17 protein-coding genes are annotated in these 13,099 nt (G+C 68.4%); 6 read left to right on the plus strand and 11 right to left on the minus strand.

The window, feature by feature from the left end:
* Position 1 precedes the first annotated feature (1 nt).
* The 8 genes from HNR61_RS17410 to HNR61_RS17445 form a co-directional block, all read right to left on the minus strand.
* The gene (locus HNR61_RS17410; RefSeq protein WP_182844199.1) at positions 2–307 is read right to left on the minus strand and encodes a hypothetical protein; all 306 of its coding nucleotides are present in this window, start codon (positions 305–307) and stop codon (positions 2–4) included.
* Positions 304–657, minus strand: a complete 354-nt coding sequence (locus tag HNR61_RS17415) for a hypothetical protein (protein WP_182844200.1) — start codon at positions 655–657, stop codon at positions 304–306. The genes HNR61_RS17410 and HNR61_RS17415 overlap by 4 nt, the downstream gene beginning before the upstream one ends.
* Positions 654–965 (minus strand): hypothetical protein, encoded by a 312-nt coding sequence (locus HNR61_RS17420; RefSeq protein WP_182844201.1) that lies wholly within the window; start codon positions 963–965, stop codon positions 654–656. Before HNR61_RS17420 ends, HNR61_RS17415 begins: the two co-directional genes overlap by 4 nt.
* 12 nt (positions 966–977) lie before the next feature.
* Positions 978–1,838 carry an FtsK/SpoIIIE domain-containing protein gene (locus HNR61_RS17425; RefSeq protein ID WP_182844202.1) on the minus strand — a complete coding sequence of 287 codons (861 nt, stop codon included), beginning with the start codon at positions 1,836–1,838 and terminating at the stop codon, positions 978–980.
* 71 nt (positions 1,839–1,909) lie between these two features.
* Positions 1,910–2,266, minus strand: a complete 357-nt coding sequence (locus HNR61_RS17430; protein WP_182844203.1) for a hypothetical protein — start codon at positions 2,264–2,266, stop codon at positions 1,910–1,912.
* Positions 2,267–2,299: 33 nt separating this feature from the next.
* Positions 2,300–3,313 (minus strand): hypothetical protein, encoded by a 1,014-nt coding sequence (locus HNR61_RS17435; RefSeq protein WP_182844204.1) that lies wholly within the window; start codon positions 3,311–3,313, stop codon positions 2,300–2,302.
* Between the two features lie 87 nt (positions 3,314–3,400).
* Complete coding sequence (locus tag HNR61_RS17440; RefSeq protein WP_182844205.1) at positions 3,401–3,634, minus strand: hypothetical protein; 234 nt, start codon at positions 3,632–3,634, stop codon at positions 3,401–3,403.
* Between the two features lie 287 nt (positions 3,635–3,921).
* The gene (locus HNR61_RS17445) at positions 3,922–4,245 is read right to left on the minus strand and encodes a hypothetical protein (protein ID WP_182844206.1); all 324 of its coding nucleotides are present in this window, start codon (positions 4,243–4,245) and stop codon (positions 3,922–3,924) included.
* A 131-nt stretch (positions 4,246–4,376) separates the two neighbouring features.
* On the opposite strand from HNR61_RS17445, the gene HNR61_RS17450 reads away from it, so the two are divergent.
* Both HNR61_RS17450 and HNR61_RS17455 read left to right on the plus strand, forming a co-directional pair.
* On the plus strand, positions 4,377–5,675 hold the full coding sequence (locus HNR61_RS17450) for a helix-turn-helix domain-containing protein (RefSeq protein WP_182844207.1): 1,299 nt from the start codon (positions 4,377–4,379) through the stop codon (positions 5,673–5,675).
* Entirely contained in the window at positions 5,659–6,294 is a 636-nt protein-coding gene (locus tag HNR61_RS17455; protein WP_182844208.1) for a 2'-5' RNA ligase family protein, read from the plus strand. Before HNR61_RS17450 ends, HNR61_RS17455 begins: the two co-directional genes overlap by 17 nt.
* 334 nt (positions 6,295–6,628) lie before the next feature.
* Here HNR61_RS17455 and HNR61_RS17460 read toward each other — a convergent pair whose 3' ends face one another.
* Entirely contained in the window at positions 6,629–7,048 is a 420-nt protein-coding gene (locus HNR61_RS17460; protein WP_182844209.1) for a hypothetical protein, read from the minus strand.
* Between the two features lie 300 nt (positions 7,049–7,348).
* Positions 7,349–7,660 carry a hypothetical protein gene (locus HNR61_RS17465; protein ID WP_182844210.1) on the minus strand — a complete coding sequence of 104 codons (312 nt, stop codon included), beginning with the start codon at positions 7,658–7,660 and terminating at the stop codon, positions 7,349–7,351.
* A 241-nt stretch (positions 7,661–7,901) separates the two neighbouring features.
* Between HNR61_RS17465 and HNR61_RS17470 the strand changes: the two genes are divergently transcribed.
* The 4 genes from HNR61_RS17470 to HNR61_RS17485 all read left to right on the plus strand — a co-directional run bounded on the left by HNR61_RS17470 (position 7,902) and on the right by HNR61_RS17485 (position 10,702).
* A complete protein-coding gene (locus HNR61_RS17470; protein ID WP_220509457.1) occupies positions 7,902–8,222 on the plus strand; it encodes a hypothetical protein in 321 nt (106 codons plus the stop codon).
* A 73-nt stretch (positions 8,223–8,295) separates the two neighbouring features.
* Entirely contained in the window at positions 8,296–8,871 is a 576-nt protein-coding gene (locus HNR61_RS17475; RefSeq protein ID WP_182844212.1) for a carbonic anhydrase, read from the plus strand.
* 20 nt (positions 8,872–8,891) lie between these two features.
* Complete coding sequence (locus HNR61_RS17480) at positions 8,892–10,349, plus strand: SulP family inorganic anion transporter (protein WP_182844213.1); 1,458 nt, start codon at positions 8,892–8,894, stop codon at positions 10,347–10,349.
* Between the two features lie 155 nt (positions 10,350–10,504).
* Positions 10,505–10,702, plus strand: a complete 198-nt coding sequence (locus HNR61_RS17485; protein ID WP_067832181.1) for a hypothetical protein — start codon at positions 10,505–10,507, stop codon at positions 10,700–10,702.
* Positions 10,703–10,747: 45 nt separating this feature from the next.
* Here the strand turns inward: HNR61_RS17485 and HNR61_RS17490 are convergent, their stop codons facing one another.
* Positions 10,748–13,039 (minus strand): SulP family inorganic anion transporter, encoded by a 2,292-nt coding sequence (locus HNR61_RS17490; RefSeq protein WP_182844214.1) that lies wholly within the window; start codon positions 13,037–13,039, stop codon positions 10,748–10,750.
* Between the last annotated feature and the right edge of the window lie 60 nt (positions 13,040–13,099).

Genomic DNA, 13,099 nt, shown 5'->3' on the forward strand with positions numbered 1-13,099 from the left:
CTCAGGACCTCGGCGGAGACGAGGCCATCAGGTCAAGGGCGTTGATCAGGTCGTCGGGGAGTCGGGCCGCGCGGTTGGCGAACAGGTCGGCGATCAGCTCGACGTCGCGAGCGGTGTACGCGCCGCGCACCCCGGAGATCGACATGCCGGTGGCGGTGGCCAGGTCGGCCAGCCGGTAGGGCCGGGGGCGGGTGAAGTGCCGGGCGTAGGCCAGCAGAGCGCGGATCTCGCGATCGGCTTGGGCACGACGACGAGCGGCGTCGCGGAGCCGGTCCAGGACCGGGTCGGCGTTGGTGGGTTCGGTCATGGAGTGTCCTTCCGTCCGGTCGGTGGGTCGGTGATCAGGACGATCGCGCCGCAGCGGGCGCAGTCGACGAAGTTGGGGTGCCGCTCGTCGAGCGGGTCGGTGTCGTTGGAGATCCAGATGCGCAGGCGGGTGTAGTCGCATTCGGGGCAGCGCAGGACGCTGGCGATCAGGTGGTCGGCCCAGCAGCCCAGGCAGTCGGGGCAGTAGACGGCCATGCCTTGGCGTTTGGTGACCAGCCAGGCGTCGGCGTTGGGGCCGAACATCAGGGCTTGGCGGTGGCAGCAGTCGCATTCCATGCGCCAGTGCGACCAGTCGGGTTTGCCGTGGTGGTAGCGCTTGAAGATGCTCATGGGGCCCACACCCCGCTGCAGGCGTCGCATTGCAGGGCCATGTCACTGGTGCGCTCATCGACGGTGACGCGCACCTCGGTGATGTCGGTGGACCCGCAGTACAGGCAGCGGGCGATGCGGTCGCCGATCAGCGTGCGGGCGGCGGCCACGCGGTCGGGGTGGCAGTGGTGTTCGCGCGCCCAGTCGGTGAGCTTGGTCCAGGCGTCCAGGGGCGCGGTCTCGGTCTCAAAGCACACCAGGCAGACGCCGGTGTAGCCGTTGACCTCGGGGTTGATGGTGGTGATCAGGAAGCGGCTCACATCGGGCATGGCGCGCTCCTTTCAGGCCGCGACGACGGTCGGGCCGGTGTGGGGGTGGGTGCGGTCGCCGGCGCGGGCCCAGGCGGCGAACTCGGCCAGGGTGGCGATGTCGGCGTCGGTGAGGTAGGCGACCTTGATCAGGCGGGGGACGCCGCCTTCGGCGATCAGGTAGCACACGCCCGGCAGGGTGGGGCGGATGGTGGTGGCGCAGAATCCGGCGTGCGACCAGCCGTCGCCCAGGATGATGTCGCTGGAGCCGGAGGAGGTGCAGCGGAAGGCGGCGCGGTAGCCGAACAGGTCCCGCAGGGACTTGGGGATGATGTCGATGCTGGGGCGTTGGGTGGCGGCGATCACCGGCATGGCGGCGGCGCGGCCCCGGGCGACCAGGTCGCGAAACAGCGTGATGAACTCGGTCTGCTGCTCGCGGGTGCCCAGCACGGTGGCGTACAGCGCGATCTCGTCGAAGATCGAGCAGATGGCCTTGACGCGGTCGGCGCGGGTGAACTTGCGGCGGCCGTGGGCCAGCAACCAGGCGTAGCGGTTGTTCATCACCGTTTGCAGACGGCGCAGGGTGACCAAGGCGTGGTCCATGTCCGCGCCGACGAACTCATCGGCGCTGTCCTCCCAGGGGCCCAGTTCGACGAGTTTGCCGTCGAACAGCACGGTGCGGGCGTCGGCGGCCAGGGAGGCGTGCGCGGCGGCCAGGTTGACCAGGCTGGACTTGCCCGCGTCCGGTTCGCCCGCGATCAGCAGGCGGCGGTAGGCCAGCGGGATGTAGACGGGGGTGCCGTACTCGTCGATCCCGGCGAAGGCCGGGTCGAACATCGACAGGTTGGGGCCGACCGGCACCGGGGCCGGTTGGGGCGTGGTCGGTAGGGCCATGGGGGATTCCTTCGTTGACGGGGTGTGCAGGACCCCGAGGGAAGGCGGAGTCCTGCACGACCGGTCGGGGGTCAGGGCATGACGGCGTCGTAGTAGCTGTCACGCGCGTCGTGGTCGGCTTGGGCGTCGGGATGGATGGCGAACGCCTCGTAGCTGGCCGGGCCGAAATGCTTGACCGCGCGGTAGTGGCCGGTGCGCTCACCGGTGGGCTCCACGCCCAGGGTGTGGGCGATGCGGTCGATGGCGGCGGCGTTGCCGTCGGCGGTGCCGGTGCGGGGGATGAAGTGCAGCCGGGCGCGGCTGAACTCGCCGACCGGGATGTCGGGGTGGGAGTCCAGGAAGTCGGCCAGCGCCCGCAGGGCGCTGATCATTCGGGTGCGGGTCTCGGAGGTGGCCTCTAGGTCGTACGCGTGGGGGGTGTCAAGCATGGGTTGACTCCGTTTCTCCTCGCGGGAGCGGGGTTAGATCCAGTCACTGACGTCGTCGCCGCCGCTGCTGGCGGCCGTCTGAGGGGCTTGGCCGCCTGCGTTGGCCTTGCCGGTCTTGGTCTTGGCCGAAGCGGTGCCGTTGGGCGTGGGGGCCACCTTCGGTGCGGCCTTGCCGGTTGCCGTGGTGTCGGGATTGGGGACGTCGGGCAGGTCCAACGCGGTGGGAGCCTGCCGAGGGGAAGCGTCCGTGCCGGGAGCGACGTCGGTAGGAGCAGCGCCGCCGGGTAGGGCGGCCAGTGGGGGTCGGACGGTGCCGGTCAGCACGGTGCGGCGTTTGATGTCGATACGCACCAGGGCGGCGTTGGAGTCCGAGGCCGCCTCGACGGTGACGGTGTCGGCCCAGCAGGCGACCGCGATGTGGTCGACGCGGGTTTGCAGGTCGTGCAGCGACAGGCCGGGGCGCAGCCAAGCCCAGACGCGTTCGCCGGTGGGGGTGGGCTTGGCCCACAGGATCAACGGCAGGGTGCCCGAGCGGTTGGTGATGATGAACTCGTGGAAGCACACCCGCAGCCGGTGCCGCACGATCAGGCACCAGGCGCATGCGATCAGGAAGCGGCGCGAGGCGGGAATGGCCGCCGGGACACCGACCAGCAGGGCCAGGGCAACCAGACGCACCAACAGGTTGGTGTGGCCGGTCAGCAGCGACCAGCCGAAGATACCGAGGAGGGTGAGGCAGATTTCCGGGGCCCACCACCACAGGACCCGCAGCACGGGCCAGCAGGTGATGACGGCGGCCACGATGACACCGACGATCCAGCCCAGCACGCCGCCGATCAGCAGGGCGGCCAGCGCGGGCACATACGAGGCGGCGATGGCGGCGGCCAACAGGCCCACCACCACGGCGGTGACGTAGAAGGCGACCCTGGCGGTGCGCGCGTGGGACCGGCTGACGCGGTCCTCGATGATGGTGACCGGGCCACCTCGGTGACCCAACCCTGACCGGTAGGCCGAGCGGCCGAACCGGCGAGCCGAACTAACCTTGGACATGTTCAGTCCTTCCAGGGGATGGATGGGGTGAACAGGCGGGGCCGGAGGAGTGCAGTCCTTACGGCCCCGCGCTGCGTTCAGCGGAGATCAGGCCACGGCGTGGGTGACGCCGGGCAGCTCGTTGGGTTCGAGCGCGAAGAAGACGGTGTTGAGTCGGGTTTCCGGCGGGAGGTTGTGCCGCGACCGCAGCAGGATCAGCAGGTTGCTGTAGGCGGTCTGTCGGGTTGCGCCGGGCGTGAGAGTGGTGGTGCCCTCGATGGTGATGTAGGACGTGCCCTCGGGAACGGGGAGCAGTACGGTGAGGATGAAGTGGAACCGCATGATGGCCTCCAGACAGTCGGGTGATCGCTTTCGGGGATCACCAAAGAGCCGCACACCGGGAAATGGCGTGGGCGGGAACAGGGAAAGAGCGAGGTTCCCTCGGACGAATGTCGACGAGGGGAAGCTGAGCGAGGGGTGACCGTGCGGCCCGACGGGCGGGCCACACGCGTGCGTCACGGGGAGCGCGGAACGCTGCTCCCACAGGAGATGGGAAAAGAGGTCGCCGTCCGGCGGAGTCTCACGCCGGACCAGACACCATCAGGCCGCGAGGGGCAGGGGAGTTCCGGTCACTTGGAGGTCGGGGCCGGAGCCGGGATCGTCTTGATCGCTGCCGCGCGGAACGCCACGCCGTTACGCCCGTTGGTCGCCCAGGGCAGGGCCTCCAGCTCGGACACGGAGACGAACGCACCAACCCTCACGTTGGGCCTCTCACCGGCCGTGGTGATGGTGATGACCTCGCCGCCGTCGTCGTCCTGGACGAACACCTGCGTCGACCACATCGGCCGACCGGTGTCCCGCTCGGTACGCTGCCGCCCGTTCTGGTCCTTCTTCTCGACCGGGTCCTTCGACACCTGGACCTGCTTCGTGCTGGTGTCCACGATGAGCCGCATCAGGCTCTCCTTTCGATCACCGGGCCGCACCGCCTCTCGGTGCGCCTCCCGTTGCGTGACACCAGGTTGGAACAGCGGTATCCATAATGGAGGGGGATACATTAGGAGAAGCGATCCTGTGGCGGGCTTAGGTGATCATTGCGATGGCTGATCAAGGACTCCCGTTCTGGGCGATCAGGTTGCGAGACGAGCGGACTAAGCGCCTGTGGAGCCAGAAGAAGATGGCTCGGAACCTCATCAATGCCGCTGACGCCAAGACCCGTGCCGGATTGCCGTCCATCGAGAGTGTGCAGCGCTACGTCCGTGGTTATGAAGCTGGCAACCATATGCCCGGAGATCTCTACGCAGAGTTGTACTGCCGTGCCTTTGGCCTCTCTCACGATGCTCTCTTCGGTGCTCCTGTTAGGGACCGAGAGACAGCCTCTCCTCGCGTCCCCACATTGAGCGATGCAACAGCACTCACATCATGGCTAGCCGCCAGCAACACAACTCAGGAGGCGATCGACCACCTAGCACTTACAGCAGCCCGCCTCGCTGAGAACCACACGCGCCTACCTGCCGCCCAAGTTCTCGGCGAAGTCGTCCAGATGCACGACCAGATCCAATCGCTATTGAGGTCCGGGAAGCAGCGGCTAGCCCAAACCCGAGAACTCTTCAAAATCGATTCAGAAATACTTGCGCACGCTGGCTTTCTGCTGGGCGACCTCAACCGAGACCAGACCGCTATGGTCTATGGACAAGCGGCGCTGACCTGTGCTCAAGAGGCAGAGTCCAACGAGGCCATAGCTTGGGCTGTCCAGTCGAAGACTGCGCGTTGGCAGGGGAACTATGAAGACTCGGCAACCTTTGCCCGCAAAGGCTTCGAAGTCAGCGCGCCAACGCCGCTACGCGCCATGCTTGCGAGCTATGAAGCCCGCGCCGCTGGTTTGATCGGAGACGCTCGCCGAGCGAGGGAAGCTCTCCGCAGGGCCGACACAGCGGCCGAGCACCTGGACTCCTCCGACCCAGGTACGTCAGTGTGGTCTTTTCCTCCGCCGCGTCAAGCTCTGCTGGCCCTCTCCGTCTCGACCCGTACGGGCGATCCCGATGCGGCTCTACGAGCAGTCGCCGTTGCCGACGCGGCTTGGACCAGTGGAACGCCCCGCACTCCGAGCACATGGGCACAAATCAGGGTTGGTTCAGGCATCGCCCACCTGATGAAGGGCGATCTAGACGCTGCCCTCACCGAGGTCTCACCCATGCTGGCCTTGGAACCAGAGTTCAGAGTCGCTACTGTCACCAGATACCTGGACGACTTCGCCAAACGCTTGAAGCAAAAGAAGTACTACAAGAGCCCAACAGTGGCCGCCATGCTCGAAAGCATCTACGATTTCAATCGCGGCGCACTGCTAGCAAAGGAAAAGGAAAAACTCGGTGAGTCAACTGCCTAATCGAATGGCAGATCGCTGGAAAGAGCGCTACAACCCCGGCCCTGATGAGGGCACCGTATACTGGCACGTTCTTTTTCAAAATCAGCCGCAGGTTGCAGAGCTGGCCAGGGTTGCGCATGAGAAACTTGCGCCCTTTCATGGACTGCATATGACGCCCGCGAAGTGGTTGCACATGACCACTTTCCGCGTCGGCTCAACCTACGAGATCACCTCTGAGAACATTGAGCAGCTAATAGACGAAGGTTCTCGCCGTCTAGCTGGGGTTTCGCCAGCGAAAGTAGTGATCGGCAAGGTTCTCTATCACCCCGAAGCGATAATGCTTCACGTTCAGCCAAAATCCGCACTGCTTCCCATCCACCTCGCGGTCAAGCAGGCAACACACAAGGTACTTCCATGGACGAACGAGCAGCAGGACAGCGTATGGACGCCTCACATCACGCTCTGCTACAGCGAAGCTGATCAGTTGGCTCAGCCGCTCATCAGCGCTTTGGGGAGGGAACTTCCTTCCCGAACCGTGACGATCACTTCCGTGGACCTCATCATCCAACGCGGAGCAGAAAGGCTCTGGGACTGGAGCTCAGTGGCATCGGTTCCTCTTGTCGGTAGCTCGGCGAGCTGACCCTACGGCCCCTGTGCAAACTTTCTGTACGTCTTCAAGGCGGCCCGCGAACCGGGCCGCCCACGCCGCCGACGCGGCGGCCCGCCTGCCGTCTCTGCTGGGCGACGACGACAGGCGGGCCAAGACCAGCCGGTCGACTGGCGTGTAACTGAATCGCGGGCCGCTTGATCGCAGAAAGCCTGCCCGGTGCCGCTGGCCGGTTCCCGCCTTGCGCGGGGACCCCGTGCGGAGCCTCGCGACGGGCCAGCGCGGGCAGGCAGGTGCCGCCCGTCAGCCGATCAGGCTACGAGGCTCCGCCCCCGTGCAAGTCCGGAACCGTCCAGCTAATCTATAGCTAACGTTCAATCGGCCTTCCTTTTTCATCGCGTTTGCGTGGTATTGCGTCCTGCTGCAAGCCAGCAATCCCAAAGAGTAGGAAGAAAGAGGCAGGAAGTAGAGAGATCCACCACCAGCCGCCACTATTAAAGGCGGTAAGAATCATGCCAGCAGATATCAGCAAGAAGATTGTCGCCAAAATAATTCCTACAGGTTCTCGTTTCAATTCCCCTTCTTCGGCTATTTGGCGCGCGATGGCCGCTTCTGCGCGCTCGAGCAGAGCCTTCTTTGCTTTGCTGTCGTCGGGCAATAGGGCGTATACCTCTAGCTCATCCTTGATGGTTTTCCAGGTGCCGCCATGGGTGCGTCGAACTTGCCAAATGACACCAATGAGTCCGACAATTGCGATGAATGCTCTTGATGCGATATCCCAGTTCATCTGCAAAGATTATCGCAGTCACCCCTTCAGCGCTCCGCTTTCGCTTTGTTAATGTACGAGCAAGATCGATGTCGCTGATCTTGTGTGGGCACATCCAGGGCACATGGCCTTGCGATCATGCGTGAAGCGGTGAGAACCGTCGAGGGCTTCCGGTGCAGGTAGAAGGCTTGAATCGAACGTCTGTGCTGGTCGTGTGGGACGGCTGAGAGGAACCCGGCTTACAGGCCGACTCGTCCGCCCCGCACCCCGCTGGCCATCGGTCGGTTCCCGCCTTTCGTGGGCGGCTCGCGATCACCCTTTTCAGGGGAGGAGTCGGAGGCGGATCTCCTGGAGGAGGTGTTGGCGTTGGAGTTCCTCCTGGGGGTCGCGGGGGTGGAAGCGGATGAGGCCCTCTTCGAGGACCTGCCAGAAGCCTCGGTTGGGGGTCAGGAGGCCCTGGTGGAGGAGGCGGCGTATCTCGGGGAGTTCCAGGCGTCCCACTTCGGCGGAGACCAGCTGGTCCGCCTCCCTGTCGGCCTGCTCCTGCCTGATCGCGATCAGGAATCCGGCGATCGCGGCGAGGCTGATCAACGCGAGGATGACGATCGTGTGGGGCGCCAGTCCGAGGTCCATGGCGTCGAGAATGCTCATTCCGGGTGAACGGCGCAAGCGCCCCCGGCCTCCGTGGGGACGGATCCGTGGTGCCGCTGACGGGAACCTCCGGCCCTCCCGGGTTCGTTACGCTTCGTAGCCGGGTAGGTGTGAGTTCGCACATAGTTCAGTGGCCGGTCATGACCGCGGCCCTGACCGGTGCCTATGCTCGATGCAAGATCAAGTGGGCTGGAGGGGGTGGGCGGTGGCGCGGCGCGGCCGGATGCGAGGCGTCGTGGCGCTGCTCGTCCTGGTGTTCGGGGCCTGCCTGGTGATGGTGCCGGGCGGGGCCGAGCGGGATCCCGCCGTCCTGGAGACGGTGCTCGCCTCCGACTCCGAACGCGTCCAGCCCCACGAGGACCGCGACCCTCACGAGGCGGTCGCCCGGTCCCACGTCCGGCCGCAGGCCGCCGCCTCCCCGTGCCTCCACGCGAGGACGGACGCCGACCCGCCGCGGCTCCGGTGCCCCGAGGAGCCCGAACGGCCTCCTGAACGCCGCGCGGCCCTCGCCTCGGGACAGGCGCCCGCGACGTCGCGGGCCTGATCCCCTCCCTCTGACGAGAACGTAGCTCCCACGCTCCATCGACGCGCGCTCGCGCACCTTGGAGGAATCCGTCATGCGTTCATTCATCGATCATGCCCGCACGTTCCGTGAGCGGGCGGAGTCGGAAGGTATCGAGCTGGGGCGGTTCGCCGCCGGGCAGGACCCGAGCGTCCTGTTCGTCACCTGCTCGGACTCGCGGGTCGTGCCCGCGCTGATCACCGGGGCCGGGCCGGGGGAGCTGTTCGAGCTCCGCACGGCCGGGGCCGTGGTGCCCCCGTACTCGGACCGGCCCGCCGGGGAGGCCGGGACCATCGAGTTCGCCGTGCGGGTGCTCGGCGTCCCCGACGTCGTCGTCTGCGGGCACTCGCGCTGCGCCGCGGTGGGGGCGCTGGTCAGCGGGGACGGGCTTCCCTCCGCGCCCGCGCTCCGGGCCTGGCTCGACCTCGCCGCCGAGGCGCCCGCCGGGGACGACCCGGACCTCGCCGGGCAGCGGCACGTCCTCGCCCAGCTGGAGCGGCTGCGGGGGTACCCCGCCGTCGCCGACCGTCTGGCCGCCGGCGACCTGCGGCTGCACGGATGGTTCTACGAGGTCGACACCGGTGTCGTGCGGGCCCACCGGCCCGGCGACGGAGTGTTCCCGCCCCTGTGACGCGCGTGAGAGAGGACATCATGAAACTGACCTGGCGGCGTGACCTCGCCGCTTCGCTGGTCGTCTTCCTGGTCGCCCTGCCCCTGTGCGTGGGCGTCGCGGTCGCGTCCGGTGTCCCCGCCGAGCTGGGGCTGATCACCGGGATCGTCGGCGGCATCGTCACGGGGCTGATGCCCGGCAGCTCGTTGCAGGTCAGCGGGCCCGCCGCCGGGCTGACCGTCCTGGTGTTCGAGGCCGTGCGCGCCTACGGGCTGCCCGCGCTCGGCGTGCTGGTGCTCGCCGCCGGGCTGCTCCAGGTGCTGCTCGGGCTGCTGCGCCTGGGACGGTGGTTCCGGGCGATCTCCATCGCCGTCGTCGAGGGCATGCTCGCGGGCATCGGACTGACCATCATCGCCGGGCAGCTGTACGCCATGGCCGACGTCGACGCGCCCGCCTCGGGGGTCGGCAAGCTGCTCGGGCTGCCCGGGATCGGCGGCGCCCTCGCGACGCCCGGGACGCTGGCCGGGATCGGGATCGGCGCGTTCACGATCGCCGTCCTGGTGCTGTGGCCCCGGCTGCCCGAACGCGTGCGGATCGTGCCGGGCGCGCTGGTCGCGGTGGCGCTGGCCGCCGCCGGCGTCGCGGCCTTCGGCCTGCCCGCCGAGACGCTGAGGGTGCAGGGGCTGCTGGAGGCGATCCAGCCGCCCGGCGCCGACCAGTTCGCCCGGCTCGCCGAGATCGGCATGATCGGGACCGTGGTCGCGTTCGCGCTGATCTCGTCGGCGGAGAGCCTGTTCAGCGCCGCCGCCGTGGACCGCATGCACGACGGCCCGCGCACCGACTACGACCGGGAGCTGGTCGCCCAGGGGACGGGCAACGCCGTCTGCGGCGCGCTGGGCGCGCTGCCGATGACCGCCGTCATCGTCCGCAGCTCCGCCAACGTCCAGGCCGGGGCGCGCACCAAGGCGTCCCGCGTGCTGCACGGGGTGTGGCTGCTGGTGTTCGCCGCGCTGGTGCCGACAACCCTGGAGTACATCCCCCTGGCCGCGCTCGCCGGGGTGCTGGTCCACGCCGGATGGAAGCTCATCCCGTGGCGGGGCCTGCGTCCGCTGTGGCGGGACCACCGGGGCGAGGCCGTCGTCCTGGTCACCACGGCGGTCGCCGTGGTGACCCTCAACCTGTTCGAGGGCGTGCTGCTGGGCCTGCTGCTGGCCATCGCCAAGACGGCCTGGGAGACCTCCCACATCCACCTCGACGTCCACGACGGCGGCGACGGGCCCATCCGGGTCGCCGTGAGCGGCCACGCCACCTTCCTCCGCCTGCCCAAGCTGCTGGACACCCTGGAGGCGCTCCCGCACGACCGGCCCATCGAACTGGACCTGTCCCGGCTGCGCCACCTGGACCACGCCTGCCGGACGGCGCTCGTCGGCTGGGTCGAACGCCACAACCAGTCCGACACCGCCGGGGTCACCGTGGACCGGGAACTGCAACCCGTCTGACCGGGGCGTGCGCGGGATCTCCCCGGGTTCGGGTCATACGACACAAATCGCGGTGAAAGTTGCACCTACCTTCGAGGTATCGGCCGGTTCGCTCGGTGGACCGGCGGTGCTGGGCGGGACGTCCGGGTGCGCGTCCCGCGGAGGAAGGAGCGCCGATGGCCGGACTGGTGTCGGTGATCGCGGTTGGAGTGCTGGCCCTGACCTTCGTCTCCCTGATCCTGCTGGTCGCCTTCGCCTCCGCCAGCCGGCACGACCGGCTGGGCGGGCAGGCGAACTCGGCCAACGAGCGGTGGGCCCGCCGGGTGAGCGGCGCCTACATCCGCGGTGACCACGAGGAGCTGGTCGGCCGCTGAACGACAGGCGCGGGGCGTCCCCTCGGGGGCGCCCCGCGTCCGTTGTCAGGTCAGCGCGCTCGCCTCGCCCGTGTCCCTGGAGGTCTCGTCCGCCACCGGTACGAAGATCTCCGTCGCCCGGTCCAGCACGTGCACCTTGGCCGTCTCCAGGTCCAGGTACAGGCCCACCAGCTCCACCTTCCCGGCCTCGACGCGCTCGCGCAGCCAGGGGTAGGTGAGCAGGTTGTCGAGCTGCTGCATCACGTTGATCTGGCAGAGCCGGGTGAGCGGCGACCGCTCGTCGGCCTCGGCGGAGATGAACCGGGCCAGGCTGTGGTTGCCGTGCTTGAGCCAGCGCGACAGCGCGGTCAGGTGCTCGACCTCGGTGCCGCCGGCCAGCAGCGCGGCCATCGCGCCGCAGTTGGAGTGGCCGCAGACGGTGATGGTGCGGATGCCCAGCACGTTGATCGCGTACTCGACGGTCGCGGCGACCGAGTCGTCGGGAACGCGCGAGCCGTGCCGGGGGACCATGTTGCCGACGTTGCGGTTGATGAACAGGTCACCGGGGCCGCTGGCGGTGATGATGTTGGGCACCACCCGCGAGTCCACGCAGGTGATGAACAGGTGTTCGGGTTTCTGCTCGAACGCCAGCTCCGCCATGATCGGCCGGACCAGGCGGGCGGTGCTGCCGTGGTACTCGCGCACCCCGGCCAGCAGCAGGGCGCTCGGCGACACCTCGGGTGTGTCGAGGACGGGTCCCTGGTCGGGCCGCTGCCGATTCGCCCACGGGGCCCACCAGGGGGCAGAAGTGGACGACTTTCGCTCTGGAGGCATTTCACCGGTCACAGCTCTTTCATACCAAGCCTCGTGAACCTCATCGATGTCGACCCTGCCCCCCTGGCGTTCGTGGGCCAGCCGCCACTGGTGGATGGCGTCGAACGCGGCGTGGTCCATGAAGTCCACATCCAGGTCCAGGTCGACGACCGTTCCGGCCGGGATCGCCTGGAGGGCCTTGGTCACCTTCGGCACGCCGAGGAACGTCAGCGTGCCCGCCACGACCACGTGCCAGTCGGCCAGGCCGGGCCGGTCCTGTGGGGTCGGGATCGCCTCCTCGATGTGCACCGACAGGCGGGTGAGCCGCCGCAGCGCCAGCACGGCCATCACGCCGATGCCCAGCAGCACGCCCTCGCCGAGCCCCAGCACCACCACGCCCAGCAGGGTCGCGAAGTAGGCGGGGGCCTCGCGGTGCGGTTGCAGGTCGCGGATCCGCGCGGTGTCGATCATCTTGACGCCCAGCGCGATCAGCAGCGCCGCCAGCGCCGCCAGCGGCACCTGCTCGATCACCGGGCCGCACATCAACGCCAGCACCAGCACCCACACACCGTGCATGATCGTTGACAGCCGGGTGCGGGCCCCGGCCTCCACGTTGGCGGTGCTGCGGACGATCACCCCGGCGACCGGCAGGCCGCCCAGCAGGCCCGACACCGCGTTGGCCGAGCCCTGCCCGAACAGATCGCGGTCCAGGTCGGCCTGCGGGACCCCGGTGGGCCGCCGCCGGTCGATCGCGACGCTGCACAGCAGCGACTCCACCGACGCGACCACGCCGATCGACACGACCGCGCCGACGATGGCCGGCAGCGGGCCGTCCGGGAGCGTCGGCGGGTGCCAGTCGCCGAGCAGCGTGTCGGGCAGGTCGACGCGTGGCGCGTTCCAGTCCAGCGCCCAGCAGGCGAGCGTCGCCAGCGCGATCGCCGGGAGCGGGCCGGGCAGCCAGCGGCCCAGCGCCGCCAGGGGACCGCCGCCCTCGTGCCTGGGCAGGCGCGACCACAGCAGCAGCACGCCGATCGTCAGGGCGCCCAGCAGCGCCGGATGGGACTGCGGGTGCATGAGCTGGTGGGGAAGGTCGCCGAGGTTCTTCAGGGCTGAATGCTCGGGGCTCCCGCCCAGCACGATGTGGACCTGGGCGAGCACCAGCACGACGCCGACCCCGGCGAGCATGCCGTGCACGACGGCGGGGGAGACCGCCAGCGCGGTACGGGCGACCCGGCACGCGCCGAGCGCGATCTGGAGCAGCCCACCGAGGAAGGTGATGGCGCAGGTCGCCCGCCAGCCGTAGGTCTGCACCATGTCGGCGACGATCACCGTGAGCCCGGCGGCGGGCCCGCTGACCTGGAGCGGCGAGCCGCCGACCAGCCCGGCGACGATGCCGCCGACGATGGCGGCGATGAGGCCCGCGGCGATGGGGGCGCCGGAGGCCACGGCGATGCCGAGCGACAACGGGATCGCGACGAGGAAGACCACGAACGAGGACAGGAGATCTCGTCGCAGCGTGGACACGTTGAGTGGCTTTACAGTCACCTCTCGTATATAAGCATCGTTTCCGTCCCTTCGCCGGGTGCGACACCAACGACAAGGGGC

The organism is Actinomadura kijaniata (assembly GCF_014138665.1).
Classification (GTDB): domain Bacteria; phylum Actinomycetota; class Actinomycetes; order Streptosporangiales; family Streptosporangiaceae; genus Spirillospora; species Spirillospora kijaniata.